Raw genomic sequence first — 19,118 nt, 5'->3', positions numbered from 1 at the left:
ACAAGAACGGGGGCGAGGCCGATACGCGGCTATTCGTCCCCGTTTTTCGCGTTGCTCAGGTTTACGGTCCGGAACAAGTACCCATACTGAATAGCAAAAAGGCCGGAGGCCGAACGATTCGGGGGGACACTGTTGAACCGGTTAGCCCAAAGCCGGCTGTTCGCGGCGCTGGTCTGCGTCATCCTGGCGCTTGTCGCACTCTATCTGCTCATTCTCGTCCGTCCGCTGCTCGTCCATCTTTACGATTTTCTCAAAGCCGTGCTCGCTCCGTTCCTCATCGCCATGATCATTGCCTACGTGCTCAATCCGGTCGTCGGCCTTCTGCACGGGCGCAAGGTCCCGAGAACGGCGGCGGTGCTGCTCATCTACACGGTATTCGTCTGTTCCGTCACGGTCGTCTTCGTCAACGTAACGCCGATGTTCGCCAGCCAGGTTCAAGAGCTGAACGAGCACGTGCCCGAGCTCACCATGAAGGCTCAGAGCATGATGGATCACTTGAACAACAACGAATCGTTCCCCGAGAGCGTCAGGAGCGGCATTAACCGCGCGGTTGCCGGCGTAGAGAAGCGGATCTCCGAACGGACGGCCTCTTTCGCGAACAATATCGGAGCGGTGGTCAACGTCTTTTTTATCCTGATGATCGTTCCCTTCCTCGCTTTCTACATTCTCAAGGACATGCAGGTGATCGAGCGGACGGTCTTCAAGTACGTGCCTCGCGAGAAGCGGCAGGGGATGTCCCGCTTGCTGAAGGAGATCGACGAAGCGCTGGGAAGCTATATTCGCGGTCAGCTGCTCGTATCGGTGTGCATCGCGATTCTGGCTTACGTCGGCTACCTGCTCATCGGGATGCCGTATCCGCTTCTGATGGCTTTTTTCGTGGCGCTGTTCGATATCATTCCGTACCTGGGCCCGTTCTTCGGCGCTTTGCCCGCGGTCCTGATGGCTCTGACGATCTCTTGGAAAATGGCGCTGCTTGCGGCGGTCGTGAATACGGCGTGCCAATTCGTGGAGAGCAACATCATCAGCCCGCAGGTGGTCGGCCGGTCGATGCACGTGCACCCGCTGACGATTATTTTCGTCCTGCTGGTCGGCGGGGAGCTCGCGGGGGTGGTCGGCCTCATTCTGGCGGTTCCGTTCTATGCGGCGATGAAGGTGATCGTGCAGCATCTGTTCGCTTATTACGTAAGGCGAAGAACCGTTTGACCCGGATGGGAGAAAAACGTTTGACTTTAGGGAAACCGCTTGTCTATAATCAATTCAGATTTGTTTATAGGACCAAAGCTAAGACAAGACAAGAGTACGTCGTAGACCGCAAGACAGAGAGAAGATTCGGCGTTATTTTCCCTTGGTTTTTCGTTGGAGGCCATCCTGGCCGGGAAAAAACGTGGCTGCAAGAATCTTCCTTGCGAAGGACGAGGGAAGCCGGTCTTGGAGCTCGATACAACGACGGGTGGGCCCGTTAACGCCCTTCTAAGGCGATTGCGCCGATAGCACGCGCGCAATAACCAGGGTGGTACCGCGAATGATTCGTCCCTGATTTTCAGGGGCGTTTTTTATTTTCTATCCGATATAAGGTGGAGGTTATCTCGAATGAAACCGATGAAGGCCGCGGAAATCCGCGAGAAATGGCTTCAGTTTTTTGCCAGCAAGCAACATCACGTAGAGCCGAGCGCGTCGCTCGTGCCGCACAATGACCCGTCCCTTCTGTGGATCAATGCCGGCATGGCTCCGCTGAAGCCATACTTCGACGGGCGCGTGAAGCCGGAGAACCCGCGCATCACCAACTCGCAGAAGTGCATCCGCACGAACGACATCGAGAACGTGGGCAAGACTCGCCGCCACCACACGTTCTTCGAGATGCTGGGCAACTTCTCGATCGGCGACTACTTCAAGGAAGAAGCGATCACCTGGGCTTGGGAGTTCCTGACCGGACCGGAATGGATCGGCTTCGATCCGGATCGTCTGTCCGTCACGGTGTATCCGGAGGACGAGGAAGCTTTCCGCTTCTGGAACGAGAAGATCGGCCTTCCGGCCGAGCGCATCGTGAAGCTGGAGGACAACTTCTGGGATATCGGCGAAGGCCCATGCGGCCCTTGCACCGAGATCTTCTACGACCGCGGCGACAAGTACGGCGATCTGTCCGATCCCGAGTGCACGCCGGGCGGCGAGAACGAGCGCTTCCTCGAAGTTTGGAACCTCGTGTTCTCGCAGTTCAACCATAACAAGGACGGCAGCTACACGCCGCTGCCGAACAAGAACATCGATACCGGCGCCGGCCTGGAGCGCTTCGCGTCGATCGTCCAGGACGTCGATTCGAACTTCGACACGGACCTGTTCCAGCCGATCATCGGCCATGCGGCCCGCATCGCCGGCATCAACTACAAGGACAACGCCGAGCACGACGTGGCGCTAAAGGTCATCGCCGACCATATCCGCACGGTGGCGTTCGCCGTAGGCGACGGCGTTCTGCCTTCGAACGAAGGCCGCGGCTACATTATTCGCCGCCTGCTGCGCCGCGCCGTTCGTTACGGCAAGGTCATCGGCATCGACCGTCCGTTCCTGTGGGAGCTGACCCCGACGGTCGGCGACATCATGGGCACGTACTACCCGGAAGTCGTCGAGAAACGCGAATTCATCGAGAAGGTTATCCGCACCGAAGAAGAGCGGTTCCATGAGACGCTGAGCGACGGTCTCACGATTCTCGCCGATCTCGTAGGCAAGGCAAGAGCGGAAGGCGTCAACCGGATCTCCGGCCCGGACGCGTTCAAGCTGTACGACACGTACGGCTTCCCGTTCGATCTGACGGAGGATTATGCGGCCGAACAGGGCATGACGGTCGACCGCGAAGGCTTCGACGCTTCGATGGAAGAGCAGCGCGAACGCGCCCGCGCCGCCCGTCAGGAGACGGACAGCATGAAGGTGCAAGGGGGCGCTCTCTCCGAGCTGAGCGAGAAGAGCGAATTCATCGGCTATGACAGCCTGACCGCGGAAGCTCGCGTCGTCGCGATCGTATCGGGCGAGCAATTCGTGGATGCGGCAGGCACGGACGAGACCGTCGCCGTCGTTCTGGACCGCACGCCGTTCTACTCCGAGAGCGGCGGCCAGGTGAGCGACACCGGCGTCCTCGTCGGCGCAGGCGGCACGACTGTCGCCGTGAACGGCATGAGCAAGGCTCCGCTCGGCCAGCCGGTTCATCACGTGACGGTAACGGCCGGCGCGCTGAAGGTCGGCGACGTCGTGACGGCAACCGTCAACGCGGCGGACCGCGGAGACATCATTCGAAACCATACGGCGACCCACTTGCTGCACAAGGCGCTCAAGGAAGTGCTCGGCGGGCACGTCAACCAAGCGGGTTCGCTCGTCGAGCCGGACCGCCTGCGCTTCGACTTCTCTCATTTCGGTTCCATTACGCAGGAGGAGCTGGCCGACATCGAGCGCCGCGTCAACGAGCAGATCTGGCTCGGAACGGACGTGGACATCAGCCTGAAGCCGATCGCGGAAGCGAAGGCGATGGGCGCGATGGCGCTGTTCGGCGAGAAGTACGGCGACATCGTTCGCGTCGTGCGCGTCGGCGACTACAGCCTGGAGCTGTGCGGCGGCTGCCATGTGCGGAACACCGCGCAGATCGGCCTGTTCAAGCTCGTAAGCGAAGGAGGCATCGGCTCCGGCGTGCGCCGGATCGAAGCGGTAACCGGCCGCCATGCGTACGCTTATCTCGATGACCAGCTGGGCCTGCTGCGTTCCGCGGCTTCCCTGCTGAAGAGCACCGTCGCCGACGTGCCGAAGCGCGTCGAATCGCTCCAAGGCGAGCTGCGCCAAGCGCAGCGCGACGCCGAGTCGCTGCAAGGCAAGCTGAGCCGCCTGGAAGCGGCCGACCTGGCCGGCTCCGCGAAGGATGTCGGCGGCGTCAAGCTGCTGGCGGCGCAAGTGAACGCGTCCGGCATGGACGCGCTTCGCGGCGTAGCCGACGAGCTGAAGGCGAAGCTGGGCTCCGCGGTGCTCGCGCTCGGCGCGGTCGACGGCGACAAGGTTCAGCTTGTCGTTGCCGTGACGCCCGATCTGCTGTCCAAGGGCCTGCATGCGGGCAAGCTGATCAAGGAGCTCGCGGCGATCTGCGGCGGCGGAGGCGGAGGCAAGCCGGAGCTCGCTCAAGCGGGCGGCAAAGACCCGTCCAAGCTGGGAGAAGCGCTGGAAGCGGCGCCTTCGCTCGTGCTCGGCCAATTGAACGGCTAAGAATGGTTGCGAATCGCCTTCGGCGTCCTTGGACGCCGGAGGCGATTGCGTTACTTAGAAAATCGAAGTAACAGCGGCTCCAGAGGGGCACCGGGTACAAAGCTACTTCGAAAATCGAAGTAACACTGGCTCTTGTGTCCCGTGGGCAATGAGACGCTAGCGAGGGAAGGACTTGACTTGCCTCGATCGACTGCGCATACTCGTTCCAGCTGCGTTCCGCCTTCGTTGCTCCTTGCTGCGCGTTTTTTCAACAATTTATGAGGGTACTGCTTTGGGATCGGTCAGGCCGCTTTCGCGCTTCCATTTCCTGTCCGTCGGAGAATGTGTTATGATGGATTGTATCGAGAAAGCGAGGTGCTGGAGATGAGCTCATCGGACAAGAATTATATGGATAAGACGGTGAAATTCGACGTCGTTCCCGACCCGGAAGAGGTGTCCTCCAAAGATATCTTTCTGTCTGTGTACGACGCGTTGGTGGAGAAGGAGTACCATCCCATCAACCAGATCGTAGGCTATCTTCTCTCCGGTGATCCGGCATACATTCCCCGCCATAACAACGCACGCAGCCTGATTCGGAAAAAAGAGAGAGACGAGCTGATCGAAGAGCTGGTTCGTTTCTACCTGGAGCAACACCGCTGATGCCGAGAATCATGGGATTGGATTACGGGGACAGGCGGATCGGGGTTGCCGTCAGCGACGCCTTCGGATGGACGGCCCAAGGCGTCGAGGTTATCGACAGGAAGAAAGAAGGCGACGAGATCGCCCGGATTCGCCATCTGGCAAGCGAGAACGAGGTCGACACGATCGTCGTCGGCTTGCCCAAGAACATGAACGGAACGATAGGCCCCCGCGGGGAGATATGCCAGGCCTTCGCGGAGGAACTGCGTCAGACGCTGGGCATCCCTGTCGTGATGTGGGATGAGCGGCTGACGACCGTCGCCGCCACGCGAACGCTGTTGGAAGCGGACGTGAGCCGCGCCAAGCGCAAGCTGGTCGTCGACAAGATGGCTGCGGCGATCCTGCTGCAGAATTATTTAGATTCCAAGACGAGGTGAGCTTCGAATGGCAGACGAATACAACCGCGAGGAAGAAGCGGAAATTATCTATATCCCGGACGAGGACGGCAATGACGAAGCGTTCGAGGTTATCATGAAGTTCGAGCCGGATGACGGCACCAACCGCAAGTACATGATGATCGTTCCGGCAGACGACGAGGACGAAGAGCAGGAAGTTCTGGCTTTCCGCTACGAGGAAGAGAACGACGAGATCCAGCTGTTCCCGATCGAGGATCAAGAGGAATGGGACATGGTGGAAGAGACGTTCAACACGCTGACGGCCGAATTCGGCGATGAAGACGACCGATAAGCGAACGCGGGATCGGATGGAGGTCAAGGAATGAGCGAGGCCAAGACGCCGAGCGGAGGAGGACCTTCGCTGAAGGAGATTTACGGCAACAAGATCGAACTCGAAGGCGAGGATGGGGCGTCCGTCGAATGGACGCTGCTGGCCGAGCTTGCCCTGGAAGGGCGAAGCTACGCCGTTCTTCAGTCCGAAGCGATGCGCAAGGACGGGGACATCGAGATTCTCCGTATCGTTCATGGAAGCGATAACGCGCCTCAATTGGAGTCCGTCGAGGACGACGAGGAATGGGAGAACGTCTCCGAAGCGTACGACGATCTTCAATTCGGCAGCGACGACCGCCCTTAAGCCGGCGATTCCAAGGGGATCGCCGCCTTAGGGCCGGACAAGCCGAATGCCCGAGCACCGGGCGCATGCACGACAGGTTAGAAGAAGAGCGGGCAACCGCTCTTTTTCGCGACAGAGGCGGCAGGAGGGAAGGGAATGAGCAAAGAGCACGACGGAGCTCCGGAAGGCTGGAGATCGGTCTACTCTGACCAACGTCAGGATAACAAGGAACCCGATGCGGAGGACACGAAGCCGATTCGAGGCGGGCTCGACCGGGCGAACGAGCTTCTTCGGGAGACCGCGAGGGTCGAGGAGTCCCCGACGGGGAGCTTCGAGAAGCGATCGGTTCCTTCTCCGGGAACGGAGACGAATCGCCCGGATGTCGGTTACCCGCGGGAATTCTTGTCCGCAGCGGAGGAGGAAGGGCGCGGGAGGAAGCCGAAGGCTGCCGCTTCCGTGTCCGATTCGGCGGATAGCGAGGAGACCGGGGAGAACGGGCAGAAGGGGAAGAAGGCTCCTCCGGAATCCGGAGGACAAAGAAGGCGCAAAAAGCCGCGGCCGCTCTTGTGGTCGTTCTTTATCGCGCTCGGCCTTGTCCTGATCGCGGGAGCTTCCGTCCTGTTCTACCTGTGGAACGGATTGCGCACGCCGTCCGCTTCCGACACGCCCGTTCGGGTGACGATCGCGAAGGGGATGAGAGCGAGCGAAGTGTCCGAAGAACTGAAGGATCAAGGCCTCATCAAGAACTCATTCTTGTTTAGCATTTGGCTTAAATATAAGAACGAGGGCTCACGCTTCCAAGCCGGGGAATACGACATGACTCCAGGCATGACTCGCGAGCAGATCGTCGCGAAGCTCAACTCGGGCGACGCGGTCGCGGCCGCCGCGATCAAGTTCACCATTCCGGAAGGCTTCACCGTCGTGCAAATCGCGGATCGGCTCTCCAAGGACGGTTACGTGGACAAGCAGGCTTTCCTCGACGCGCTGAAGAACCCGAAGGCGATTACCGGCTCCACGTACATCAAGCAGATTCCGAACGATGCGGACCTTCGTTATCCGCTGGAAGGCTATCTGTTCCCGGAGACCTACGAGATGAAGAAAGGCTCGACGGCAGCGGATATCATCAACCGCATGGCATCGGAGCTGGACCGCAAGCTCGACAGCCTGCCGGAGGATTGGCAGTCGGTGATGGAAGAGCGCGGCCTGACGGTTCACCAGCTGCTGACGATGGCGTCGCTCGTCGAACGCGAGGTCGTCATCGACGAGGAGAGACCGATCGTCGCCAGCGTCATCAAGAATCGTCTCGACAAGAAGATGCCTCTCCAGATCGATGCGACGATCCAGTATTTGCTGGATAAGCAGAAGGAGAAGCTGACCACGGACGATCTGAAGGTCAAGAGTCCTTATAATACCTATCTCAATCCGGGCTTGCCGCCGGGCCCGATCGCGAGCCCGAGCGTCAAGTCGATCCAAGCGGTGCTTTACCCGGCCGATACGGATTACTTGTATTACGTAACGAAGAAGGACGGCACGAATCAGCATCTGTTCGCCGTCACCTATAAACAGCATCAGAAGAACATTCAAGCCAGCGAGCAGAACGCGAAGAAATAAGACTCGCTGCCAGCGGCCCGGCGAACGTGATCCTACCTCCAGCAGGAGTCGTCAGGAGCGGTCGCCGGGTCGTCATGATTAACGGAGGTGGACGATAACCGCTATGAGAAAGGAATTGCTTGTCGCAGCCGGCTCGATCGGGCAGATGGAACGATATATCGAAGCGGGAGCGAATGCCGTGCTGATCGGCGAAGCCCGCTTCGGCATGAGACTCCCCGGGGACATTCGGGAGGAGGAGATCGCCGAAGCGATCGCCTTCGCGCATCGTCTTGGCGCCAAGGCATACGTCTCCGTCAATAAGCTGTTTCGCAACGAGGAGCTCCCTGCTCTGCCAGGCTACCTGAAGACGCTTGCGGAAGCGAAGGCGGACGCGGTCGTCTTCAGCGATCCCGCCGTGCTGTTGAACGTAAGGGAGGCGGCTCCGGAGCTTGTCTTGCATTGGAACGCGGAGATGACCGGGACGAATTCGGCTTCTTCCGCCTATTGGGGCCGGAGGGGAGCCGTTCGGTCCGTGCTGGCCAGGGAGCTGAACGAAGAGGAGATCCTGGACCTTAAGGGCAAGTCCGAGATGGAGATCCAAGTGCAGGTTCACGGCATGACGAACATCTATCATTCGCAGCGCAATCTGCTGCAGAGCTATATGGACCATCTGGGAAGAGAAGCGCGTATCGAGCAAGGTCCCGACCAAGGCCGGTATCTGGTCGAGGCGGAGCGCCCGGACGAGAAGCTGCCGGTGTATGAGGACGGCAACGGCACCCATGTCATGAGCGCGGACGATATCGCCTTGCTGGAGCCGCTGGCGGAGCTGTTGAACGCGGGAGTGGACAGCTTCTACATCGAGACGCTGCTAAAGCCGGAAGATTACAACTTGACGGCCATCAAGACGTATCGCCAGGCGATCGAAGCTTGGGAGCAGGATCCGGAAGGATACGAGTGCCGCGAGGAATGGCTGGAGGCGCTGCAGGACCAGCAGCCGTCGGACCGCGAGCTGAGCTTCGGCTTCTTATACAAGGAACAGGTCTATTAACGGTTAACGGCAAGAGGTTAAGTAAGCAAAGGAGGAGCGAATGGAATGAGCGTTGGGCTGGAGAAGAAGGCGACGGGCGGAGCGGGCAGGAGATACCGGCTGGACAAGCCCGAGCTGCTTGCGCCGGCAGGAAGCCTGGAGAAGCTGAAGATCGCCGTTCATTACGGAGCGGATGCCGTTTATATCGGCGGCCAGAAGTATGGGCTTCGCTCGAATGCGGGCAACTTCAGCTTGGAGGAGATGCGCGAGGGCGTCGAGTTCGCGTCCCGCTATGGAGCGAAGGTGTTCGTCGCGACGAACATCTACGCGCATCAGGAAGATCTCGAAGGTATCGAGGAATACCTTCGCCAGTTGGAATCGGTCGGAATCTCGGCGATCATCGCGGCCGATCCCGTCATCATCGAGACGGCGCAGCGCGCGGCGCCGGGCCTGGAGGTGCACCTTAGCACCCAGCAGTCGACGATGAACTGGCAGGCTGTCCAGTTCTGGAAGGAAGAAGGCTTGCCGCGGGTCGTTCTGGCCCGCGAAGCGACGCTTGCGGAGATCCGCGAGATGAAGGATCGGGTCGACATCGAGATCGAGGCGTTTATCCATGGCGCGATGTGCTCGTCGGTATCCGGACGGTGCGTGCTGTCCAATCACTTCACGGATCGGGATTCGAACCGGGGAGGCTGCTGCCAGTCGTGCCGCTGGAAGTACGATTTGCACGAAGGCGGAGAGTCCGTCCTGGAAGAGGGGAACAACCTGTTCACGATGGGAAGCAAGGACTTGTGCATGATCAAGCACATTCCGGATCTGATCGAGGCCGGGGTGGACAGCTTCAAGATCGAAGGGCGCATGAAGAGCATCCATTACGTCGCTTCCGTCGTGAACGCATACCGTCAAGCGATCGACAGCTATATGGCCGATCCGGAGCAATACGTATTGGATCCCGCTTGGGCGGAGGAGATCGGCAAGGCGGCGAACCGGCCGCTGAACACGGGCTTCTTCTATTCCACTCCGGGGGCCGAGGAGCATATCTACGAACCGGAAGAGAAGCCGGCTCCTTATGATTTCGCGGCGCTCGTGCTAGATTACGACGAAAGCACGGGAATCGCGACGATTCAGCAGAGAAGCCCGTTCCGTCCGGGAATGGAGATCGAGTTCTTCGGTCCGGGGGGAAGAAGCTTCAAGCAGAAGCTCGGCGAATTGAGGGACGAAGAAGGCAATGTGCTGGAGGTGGCCCGCCACCCGCTGCAGACGATCAAGCTGCATACGGAGCAGCCCGTCAGACGCTTGGATTTGATGCGCAAACGCGTTTTGTAAAATAATCCAATCCCTTTCGTAAGATTCTCTAAAATAACAAAATCCGAAATAACCTAACAGGATATTGAATCGGACTTGTCGAAATTCCCAATAGAAGATTAATCGTTGTCAGATCGGGACAAAGATTGTATCTTTATAGAGGGAATATCTGACAAGTCTTTTTTTTGCAACGGTACAGGATTACATAAGGTTATCGCTTTTCCTTGTCTGTATCGTCTCCGTAAAGCTTCTTTGACGTCCAAGGACGCCGAAGCGGCATTTGCAGTCTATTCGTCATTTTGAGCCGGAGGGGTTACAACAGATGAAGAAAACAACATGGCGAGATCGAATGAACGCAGCGAAGAGGAATGTCAATTCACAAAAAGTAAGCGGTTTCGCTCGCCGCGTGAACGAACAAATCAAAGACACGAAGTTCTCCAACCCCGTTCGGTCGGTGGGAATGAAGTTATTTATTCTTATTTTCTGCGGAATCTTGCTTTGCGTGGTCTCGCTTGGCCTCTTCTCGTACAACAAGTCCAAGTCCGTCATCCAGACGAAGATCTCCGAGGCGAGCCTGGAGACGGCGATTCAGACCTCGGGGCGCGTAGACCTCCTGCTGAACAGCTACGAACGCAAAACGATGGAGTTCCTCTCCGACTCGGAGTTTCTCTCGTTGCTGAACAACGCCGTCACGTCCACGGACGATTACGAGAAGTTCGACAGCCAGAGGACGATCTCCCAGAAGCTGTCCTCCGTCCTGCTCTCGGATAACATGCTGACGGGAATTTATCTGATCCCGACGAGCGCGGACCAGGATGTCATCGGCGCCGCCTCTGCCGGCGGGCTTCCGGATGTCAAGAACAACCCTCCCGCCTTCATGCAGAAGATGCTGGAAGCCTCCGGCAAGGTGGTCTGGGTTCCGACGATGAACAAAGGGATTACCGGATCCCTCACTTCGGAGACAATAGCCGTCGGACGGGCTTTGCTGAACGTCGGCAACGGCAAGAAGCCTTACTTGCTCGTCCTGGAGATTTCCCTCAACTCGATGAAGCAGATTCTCGATTCCGTCAAATTCGGGCAAGACAGCAACGCTTATATTATCGCGGATGACGGCACCGTCGTCTATTCGTCCGACAAGAGCGAGCTCGGGCAGCCGTATATGTTCGAACTCCCGGGAGAGAAAGGCTCGGACAAAATCCGCATCGGCAAGAAGGAATACCTGACCGTTGCCGCCGACAGTTCCGTTAACAACTGGAAGATCGTCGGGGACATCCCGGTGAGCACGCTTGTGGCCTCCGCAGGCGCCATCCGGACGCTGACGATCATCATGAGTATCGTATCCGGCTTGATCGCGGTCGCGATCGGCTTGCTGATCGTCTGGTCGGTCGGCCGTCCGCTCGGCAAGCTTCGCACCCTGATGAACGAAGGGGAACGCGGCAATCTGACGGTCCGCTCGGACCTGAAGCGCAAGGACGAGATCGGCCAGGTGGCCGACAGCTTCAACCGGATGATGGAACAGATCACGGGCCTCGTCGTGCAGACGACGTCATCCGCGGCGGAAGTGCTGGCGACCTCGGCTTCGCTGACGGACGCTTCGAACAAGACGGCCGGCTCCGCGAAGGAGATCGCGGTCGCGACCGAAGAGATCGCTTCGGGAGCGACGAACCTGGCGGTCGAGTCCGAGCGCGGAAGCGATATGACCGGCCAGATCGGAGCGCGAGTCCAATCCGTCATCAAGGCGAACAGCGAGATGGGCCGCTCCGCGGCGGAAGTCGAAGAAGCAAGCCGCAAGGGTACGGAGTATATGTCGGCTCTAATGGACAAGACAAGCCAGACCGAAGAAATGACCCGTTCCATGGTCGAGAAGGTCGACAAGCTTAAGGACAGCACGGGCTCGATTCGCAAGATTCTGGACGTGCTGGGCAACCTGACGAAGCAGACGAACATCCTGTCCCTCAACGCGACGATCGAAGCGGCGAGAGCGGGAGCGGCCGGCAAGGGCTTCATGGTCGTCGCCGACGAGATCCGGAAGCTGGCCGACCAGTCCCGGCATTCCATCGGAGTCGTCGGAGAAGTCGTGCAGACGATCCAGCGCGAGATCGACGAGACGGTATCGGTGCTCTCGGATGCGTACCCGCTCTTCCAGGCGCAGATCGAATCGGTCCGCGACGCGAACCAGATCTTCCACAACGTCCAGTCCCAGATGAGCGGATTCGTCGAGAAGCTGGATTCCGCCACCGAGACGATCAACCACCTGGAAGAGTCTCAAACGACGCTGTCGCTCGCCATGACGAACGTGAGCGCCGTGGCGCAGCAATCCTCGGCAACCTCGGAGCAGGTCGCTTCGCTTAGCAACGAGCAGCTTAACGTGAGCGAAGGTCTCGTTCAGCTCTCGAACCGCTTGGAGCAGGTATCCAAGGAGCTTAAGGAATCGCTGTCCCGGTTCACGGTGGCTTAATGGGTAAAGAGATGACGGAATAAGGGAGTTAGTTCCCGCGAAATATCGAATCGCATAACAGAAAGGGTGTCTCCACCGTCATCGAAGATGACGAGGAGACACCCTTTTTCTTTGCCTTTTCCTTTGAAGCCGTTATGCCGAAGCTGCCGCTTCCGCCTTCAACGCCGAAGCGCTCTGCTCCGAACGCATATAAAGAACAAGCCCGACGATGACGCAGAAGCCGCCGAGCAGCTGGGCGGTTCCGAGATACTCCTTGAAGAGGAAGATTCCGAGGATCGAGGAGCCGACCGGCTCGGCGAGCACGGACATCGAGATGGTCGTCGTCTTCACGTATTGGAGCAGCCAGTTGAACACCATATGCCCGAACACCGTCGGAACGATAGCCAGAAGCACGAACAGCAGCCATTCGCGGCCCGGATAGTCCAGCATGGGCGTGTCCGTGACCAGATTATAGGCGAGGAAGAACAGGAACGTGATCGCGAAGGCGATCAAGCTGTACAAATAAGACGGGTTTCGAGCCATGAGCCGCTTCGCGATAAGCATGTTGACGACGATGGCCAGCGTCCCGAGGAACGAGAGCAGATCGCCGAGCAGAGCATCGCTGGATACCCCGGAATCCCCGGAGCCGACGAAGACGACGCCGATGATGGCCAGAAGCATGCCCAGCATCGCTCTCCTAGCGGAACGCTCCCGGAAAACAAAATAAGCGCCGACCATGACGAGAACCGGCTCCAGAGAGAGAATGATCGTCGAGCTGGCGATGGAGGTATAGTTCAGCGAAGCCATCCAGAGCAGAAAGTGCAGCGCCAGGAAAAAGCCGGCCAGGATGAGCAGCAGCCAGTCTTTGCGGGAGATCTCCCGCAAGGCTTTGCCCTGCTTCGCTCCGAACGGCAGCATGATCAAGACGGTAAACAGCATGCGGTACATTCCCTGCACCGAGACAGGGGCATCCGAGTATCGGACGAGGATGGGCGCGAAGGAGATGGCGATCATGCCGATCAGCAGCGGAATCCAAGGCGAGATAGGCGGCGCGGAGGGTGTGGCTGGTTTCAACGGTAATTTCCTTCCTGGTATTCCTGTGTTGCGGTCGAACGAGTCTAGTTGCGGCGGCGGAATAACCTATAGAATTCTACCGTGGATAAACGGATTTAGCAATAAGCATCTATTGGCGCGTTTAACCCCGAGCAATCGCCTAAGAGAAGCCGGATATGGAAATACTGACCATTAACAGACTTGCGGAAAAGAGGGCTAACGTGAATAGGCGGATTGCGGTGCGGCTGCTTCATGTTCTGCTGGCGATCTCCATTGCATTCTGCGTGGTGGAGCTGCGTCTCGCTTGGATTCAACTTCGCGCCGGCCGGGAACAGCCGGCCGCGCCGGCGCTCGAGCGGAGCGCCGCGCTGCAGCGGGCGGACAACCTGGAGCTCGATACGGGGCGGGCCCAGTTCCTGGATCGTGGCGGAGCCTTCCTGACGGGGGAGACGGTCCGGGCGCTGGCGGCATTCCCCTCCGGCGGGATGCCGAGGGGCTCGGAAGAGGAGATTGGGAAGCTTGCGGCGATTCTCAAGCAGGATAAAGGGAAACTGGAGGCGTGGCTGAACGGCCTCCGCGCCGCGGACGTCTGGCGCGGCAAGGACGGCAAGCGCGCCTATGCGCTGACGGACGCTCAAGCGAAGGAAGCCGGGCAGTTGAGGCTGACCGGCGTCATGGTGCTGCCCTACCGCAACCGCTATCCGACGTCGGACTCGCTGTCGGCGCTCCATGCGATCGGTTACGTGTCGCAGAATCCGGAGAGGATGAAGGCGCTCTACGGCGATGCCTTGAGCAAGCGCAAGCTGCGGCTGCGAGATTCGATCGGCGGAGCGGGGCTGGAGCTGTCGCTTGATCGGTGGATCCAGGGCGTCGGCAGAACGGAAGCGATCGTGGTGACGGACGCGGCGAGAAGGCCGCTTCAAGGTCTCGGCCTGCGGGTCCAGGCGCCGGACAATCCGCATTATCCGCTGCAGGTGAAGACCACGATCGATTCCCGCATACAGCAAGCCGCGCAGGCGGTCATGGAGAAGCACGGGATTCGGCAAGGGGCGGTCGTCGTGCTGGATGCCGGCAACGCCGACGTGCTCGCCATGCTGTCTTATCCCGCTTACGACCCGACAAGGATCGGCGAGAAGGGAAGCGACGAGCGGAACCATGCGCTGATCGCCGTTCCGCCGGGCTCGGTGTTCAAGACGGTAACGCTGGCGGCGGCGCTGGAAGCGGGCGTGACGAACCTCTCGGAGCGCTTCCGATGCCAGGGCCATTACGGCCGCTATGGGCTCAAATGCTGGAGGGAAGAAGGGCACGGCGTGCTGACGCTGGAGCAAGCTTATGCCGAGTCGTGCAATGTCGTCTTCGCAGCGCTCGCGGAGCGTCTTCATCCGGCCATGCTGCAGAAGACGGCCGACCGGCTGGGCTTGGGCAGGCAGATCGGGTGGCATGCCGACAGCTTCCTGAACGGAGGGGCGCTGCGTCTGCTGCCCGAGGAAGAAGCGGGGACCATCTTCAAGAATGTTGAAGCGGGGAAGGACGGGGGCGTGCGCACCGGAACCGGCATTGGGCAGCGCGACGTGCGCATCACCCCGCTGCAAGCCGCCAACCTGGCCGTCACGCTGCTGCATGAAGGGCAGGTGCTCGCTCCCCGGATCGTAAGCGAGCTTCGCTACGCGGACGGGGGGCTGCTGGCGGCCCTTCCGACGCAAGCCTCGCCGTCCGCCTACGGGACGATCAAGGCGAAGACGGCTTCGATACTCCGGCATGCGATGCGCTCCGTCGTGCTGGAAGGCACCGCCGAGCACTCGCTCGCGGGCGAGGAATGGCCGCTGGCGGGGAAGTCGGGGACCGCCGAGCTGGGCGACTCGGCCTCCTCGCACAACGATCATTGGTTCGTCGGCTATGGGCCCGCCGAGGGAAAGGCCCGCTACGCGGTCGCCGTCCTGATCGAGAATCAGCCGGCGGGCGCGCGCAATCGCGCCTCCGAGCTGTTCGGCGAGATCATGGACCGGCTGCGCGAACCGAAGGACAAAAGGGATGCCTCCAAAGTCTAAGCGACTTGTCGGCATCCCTTATGCTATGCGCGTACGATTAGCGGCTTACTCGTCCGAAGGCTTGTCCGACCGGCGCCAGCGCTTCTTGGGAGCGGCGGCAGCTTCATCCGGCGACGGAGCCGGATCGTCTCCGTCGGCTCCGGAATGCGGGTCCAGCGGGGAAACGATAAATTCCTCGTGCGGGAGATGAATCCAGCGCTGCAGGTAGCCTTGGTCGTACAGCGCCTTGAGCAGGATCATCAGGATCGGAGCGATGATGAGCCCGATCACGCCGAAGAGGGATAAGCTGACCATCATGAAGGCGAGCATCGTGAAGGCGGAGACGCCGACGGTGTTGCCGGTAATCCGCGGTTCCAGGAACTGCCGGGTCAGCGTCACGGCGAGAAGCAGAACGATCAGCCAGATGGCCAGCGTCATGTCGCCGAACACGAGCAGATAGATAATCCACGGAATGAACAGGGTGCTCACCCCGAGCAGAGGAAGCACGTCGAAGATCCCGGCGATCAGGGAGATCGCGAACGCATTATTCACGCGAAGCAGCAGGAGCGACAGGAAGATCACGATGAACGTGATGGAGATCAGCTTCGCTTGGGCGGAGAAGTAAGCGCCGATCCCGCGGAAGACATTGAACCGCAGGAAAGAGAAAGCCGTCTTCAGCGTCTTCGGGAAGCGATCGTTCGCGAACTTGCGCCAGCTGTCGATCTCTACGCTTAGGAAATAGGCGAGAATGATCGCGATGCCGAAGTTGACTAGGAACGAGGAGAAGGACTTGAAGAACGACACGAGCCAGGTCAGGAAGTCGACGGCCATATCGGTGCCGAACTTCGTGACCCAATCGATCGCTTCCTTGGCCTTATCGGTCATGTCGCTCGGCAGCTTGTCCGTATGCTTCTGAAGCTCCTGCGTCAGGTAGTCGATCTGTTCGGTGATTCCCTTCTGGTATTGCGGCAGCTTGTCGATCAACTGATCGACCTGGTGATAGAAAATAAAGCCGATGCCGGCCAGCGCTCCAAGCAGAATCAATGTAAACAGCAGGACGCTGATGCCCGATGCGATGGCCTTGCGGATTCCGATCCGATGAAGCCTCTTGGCCAACGGTTCGATGCAGAAAAAGACGACAAAAGAGAGGAACACGGGAGTGGCGAGGTGATACAGGTAACTGAAGATGAACATGACGAGCCAGACGGTAAACGCCAGAACCCCGATGTCGAACGCCGTCCGCCAATATTTTTTGTACAAAGAGAGCATCCGGAAACAACCACCCTTGCCGCATAATAACAATCAATCATCATCCATTGTACACGAATCCAAAAAAGAATGCCCGCCGGCATGTCTATTTCGGCCGCCTATGATAAAATAAGAGTCGAACCTAAGGGCTCGCTAATTATAAAGAACGGTTAAATGGTGAGAAGAAATGGACAGATTGATTTGGTGGCTTTTGTCGCTCGTGACTCTTTACGACTTTATTCCTGGATTTATCAGCCGAGTGTTCGGGTTCCGCGTCTTTCGCCGCGGGAAGGCCGAGAAGGAGATCGCCATCACCTTCGACGACGGACCCGATCCCGTTTATACGCCCCAACTGCTTGATTTGCTGAAAAAACACGATGCCAAGGCAACTTTCTTCGTCGTCGGAGAGAACGCGGAGAACAATCCGGAGATCATTCGCCGAATGTACGAGGAGGGGCATTCTCTCGGCATTCACAATTACGTGCACCGCAGCAACTGGATCATGAGCCCGCGAACGGTGAAGAAGCAGGTGCAGCGCACCTCCGACGTCCTCTTCGAGATCACGGGACGGCGTCCCATCTATTATCGGCCTCCTTGGGGGATCCTGAACCTGTTCGACTACCGGCAGCTGCGGCATTACCAGATCGTGCTCTGGTCGGGGATGTTCGGGGATTGGAAGGAGAAGGCCGGCGTCGGCAAGCTTTATCACAAGATGAGAAGGCAGCTTGCTCCCGGGGAAGTGTTCGTGCTGCACGACTGCGGCCGGACCTTCGGCGCCGACGAGAACGCCCCCGCTAACATGATCGCCGCGCTCGCCCGCATTCTGGAGGACGGAGACCGCATGGGCCTCCGTTACGTCGGAATCGGCGAACTGATGGAGATCACGGAGACGATGAAGGACGAGGAGAAGGAACAACGCGCGAAGGAGAAGGGGAAGCATGGAGAGGGGAACGGGCGCAAGCTTGGTTTTCTCAAGAAAATCGTGGTGTCGCTCTTCATGCTCTGGGAGAAGCTCTTCCACCTCGTGTTCCGTTTGAAGCCGATCGCAAGCGGCGACTTCATGCACTATCGGATCATCCGCTATAACGGCGACGAGCTTCAGCTGCAGGACGGCGGCCGCCTGAAGCGCGGGGATAAGCTGCTGGAGATGCACTTCAACAACGAGAGAATGTTCGAGCTCGGCATGAACGCGAAGTCCTCGGTTCAGATCGCGATCAAGATTATTCGCGAAGTGCAGAAAGCATTGCCGGACGTGGCTCGCGAGATCAAGAGGATCGACCTGGCCGGGGAGATCAAAGGGACCTACGGCATCTCCACGATCAACCGCGGCGCCGACGGGCTTGGCTTCGAGACGTTCGCGCTGCCGGACGGCCTTTTCTCCAAGATGACCAACTGGTATCTGAAACTGCTCATGTCGATCATCCATCCCGAAGGCGGCGGAAGGGTCCGCAAGCACGAGGAGAAGCTGGAGCCCCGCATCATCGTCATGCCTCGGGAGAGGGTTCTGGCTTGGGAGAACGGCAAGCCCGCCGAGGTCTCCGAAGCGTATCACTCCAAGAGGCCTGCCGTCTCGGCAAGGGAATAGCGGTAGTCAGGGGACGAGTAACGGGAACGAGTAAAGCGAAAGAGTAACGGGAATGAGTAAGGTGAACGAGTAAGGTGAACGAGTAAGGTAAAAGAGTAACGGGAATGAGTAAGGTTAACGAGTAAGGTTAACGAGTAAGGTTAACGAGTAAGGATAACGAGTAGGGTGAACGAGCATGGAGAACCTCCTTGGCCGTCTGGTCATGTTGGAGGTTCTTTTTTATGGGCGGATTTTATTTTCTATGATCGGTTAGGGGGACGCAAGAATTCGCGCTTAGGCGTCGAATGTTTTCTAACTTGAAGGACAATCTGGTTATGCCTGGGGGGATTGGAATGAAGGTCAAACGAATCGTCGCCAATGTCCATACGAAAGAGATCACGGCGGCTAAAAGCTTCTATCAAGATGTGCTCGGCCTCGAATTGATGATGGACCATGGGTGGATTAGAACTTATGGTCTGAACGAAGAGATGAATATTCAAATCAGCTTCGCCTCGCAAGGCGGCTCGGAAACGCCTACTCCCGATCTATCGATTGAAGTCGATGATGCCGACGCGGCTCTAGAAGGCATGAAGAAAGCCGGATTTCCCATCGAATATGGGCCTGCTGACGAGCCTTGGGGCGTTCGACGATTCTTTGTCCGCGACCCGTTCGGCAAGCTTATCAATATTCTTGCTCATAATCAATGATGGGCTAACCGCTTCTTATTCGCGATAAACTTTTAACGGAAATCTGAGACCCTTAGAGGCGCAGATTGAAGCCTTTTGGATTTTAACGGAAGCCACGGCCCTTATTCTGACAATAAACCTCACTTCGAGGCCAAATGACGAATTTAAGCGTCGCTCACTTCCGTTAGAATTTAAAACACCTCAATTTCGAACAAATAAGGGCTCTCACTTCCGTTAGCCGCCAGCTGAGAAAGGGCAAGCC

15 protein-coding genes are annotated in these 19,118 nt (G+C 58.5%); 13 read left to right on the top strand and 2 right to left on the bottom strand.

Annotated features, from left to right (window positions below):
- Window positions 1-132 precede the first annotated feature (132 nt).
- The 10 genes from ELR57_RS04335 (at window position 133) to ELR57_RS04290 (ending at window position 12,299) form a co-directional block, all read left to right on the top strand.
- A complete protein-coding gene (locus ELR57_RS04335; RefSeq protein WP_126957604.1) occupies window positions 133-1,203 on the top strand; it encodes an AI-2E family transporter in 1,071 nt (356 codons plus the stop codon).
- A gap of 396 nt (window positions 1,204-1,599) precedes the next feature.
- Window positions 1,600-4,233 carry an alanine--tRNA ligase gene (gene alaS / locus ELR57_RS04330; RefSeq protein ID WP_126957854.1) on the top strand — a complete coding sequence of 878 codons (2,634 nt, stop codon included), beginning with the start codon at window positions 1,600-1,602 and terminating at the stop codon, window positions 4,231-4,233.
- A 363-nt stretch (window positions 4,234-4,596) separates the two neighbouring features.
- Complete coding sequence (locus ELR57_RS04325) at window positions 4,597-4,872, top strand: IreB family regulatory phosphoprotein (protein ID WP_192896510.1); 276 nt, start codon at window positions 4,597-4,599, stop codon at window positions 4,870-4,872.
- Complete coding sequence (gene ruvX / locus ELR57_RS04320; protein ID WP_126957602.1) at window positions 4,872-5,288, top strand: Holliday junction resolvase RuvX; 417 nt, start codon at window positions 4,872-4,874, stop codon at window positions 5,286-5,288. Before ELR57_RS04325 ends, ruvX begins: the two co-directional genes overlap by 1 nt.
- A 7-nt stretch (window positions 5,289-5,295) precedes the next feature.
- Window positions 5,296-5,598: a DUF1292 domain-containing protein gene (locus ELR57_RS04315; protein WP_126957600.1), complete on the top strand. Its 303-nt coding sequence runs from the start codon at window positions 5,296-5,298 to the stop codon at window positions 5,596-5,598.
- 30 nt (window positions 5,599-5,628) lie between these two features.
- Window positions 5,629-5,940: a DUF1292 domain-containing protein gene (locus tag ELR57_RS04310; protein WP_126957598.1), complete on the top strand. Its 312-nt coding sequence runs from the start codon at window positions 5,629-5,631 to the stop codon at window positions 5,938-5,940.
- Window positions 5,941-6,075: 135 nt separating this feature from the next.
- A complete protein-coding gene (gene mltG / locus ELR57_RS04305) occupies window positions 6,076-7,530 on the top strand; it encodes an endolytic transglycosylase MltG (protein ID WP_126957596.1) in 1,455 nt (484 codons plus the stop codon).
- Between the two features lie 103 nt (window positions 7,531-7,633).
- Window positions 7,634-8,557: a peptidase U32 family protein gene (locus ELR57_RS04300; protein ID WP_126957594.1), complete on the top strand. Its 924-nt coding sequence runs from the start codon at window positions 7,634-7,636 to the stop codon at window positions 8,555-8,557.
- 45 nt (window positions 8,558-8,602) lie between these two features.
- Window positions 8,603-9,862, top strand: coding sequence for a peptidase U32 family protein (locus ELR57_RS04295; protein ID WP_126957592.1), 1,260 nt, complete (start codon window positions 8,603-8,605; stop codon window positions 9,860-9,862).
- 301 nt (window positions 9,863-10,163) lie between these two features.
- Complete coding sequence (locus tag ELR57_RS04290) at window positions 10,164-12,299, top strand: methyl-accepting chemotaxis protein (protein ID WP_238162397.1); 2,136 nt, start codon at window positions 10,164-10,166, stop codon at window positions 12,297-12,299.
- Window positions 12,300-12,431: 132 nt separating this feature from the next.
- Here the strand turns inward: ELR57_RS04290 and ELR57_RS04285 are convergent, their stop codons facing one another.
- Window positions 12,432-13,352, bottom strand: coding sequence for a DMT family transporter (locus ELR57_RS04285; RefSeq protein ID WP_238162396.1), 921 nt, complete (start codon window positions 13,350-13,352; stop codon window positions 12,432-12,434).
- A gap of 200 nt (window positions 13,353-13,552) precedes the next feature.
- On the opposite strand from ELR57_RS04285, the gene ELR57_RS04280 reads away from it, so the two are divergent.
- Window positions 13,553-15,379: a peptidoglycan D,D-transpeptidase FtsI family protein gene (locus ELR57_RS04280; RefSeq protein ID WP_126957590.1), complete on the top strand. Its 1,827-nt coding sequence runs from the start codon at window positions 13,553-13,555 to the stop codon at window positions 15,377-15,379.
- 45 nt (window positions 15,380-15,424) lie between these two features.
- Here the strand turns inward: ELR57_RS04280 and ELR57_RS04275 are convergent, their stop codons facing one another.
- Window positions 15,425-16,627 (bottom strand): AI-2E family transporter, encoded by a 1,203-nt coding sequence (locus ELR57_RS04275; RefSeq protein WP_126957588.1) that lies wholly within the window; start codon window positions 16,625-16,627, stop codon window positions 15,425-15,427.
- Between the two features lie 166 nt (window positions 16,628-16,793).
- On the opposite strand from ELR57_RS04275, the gene ELR57_RS04270 reads away from it, so the two are divergent.
- Complete coding sequence (locus ELR57_RS04270; RefSeq protein ID WP_126957586.1) at window positions 16,794-18,191, top strand: polysaccharide deacetylase family protein; 1,398 nt, start codon at window positions 16,794-16,796, stop codon at window positions 18,189-18,191.
- Window positions 18,192-18,523: 332 nt separating this feature from the next.
- Window positions 18,524-18,877 carry a VOC family protein gene (locus ELR57_RS04265; RefSeq protein ID WP_126957584.1) on the top strand — a complete coding sequence of 118 codons (354 nt, stop codon included), beginning with the start codon at window positions 18,524-18,526 and terminating at the stop codon, window positions 18,875-18,877.
- Window positions 18,878-19,118 lie beyond the last annotated feature (241 nt).

Origin of the sequence: Cohnella sp. AR92, from assembly GCF_003990975.1 — a bacterium.
In the GTDB taxonomy this organism is placed as follows: domain Bacteria; phylum Bacillota; class Bacilli; order Paenibacillales; family Paenibacillaceae; genus Cohnella.
This window is presented reverse-complemented; position numbering and strand designations above follow the sequence as displayed.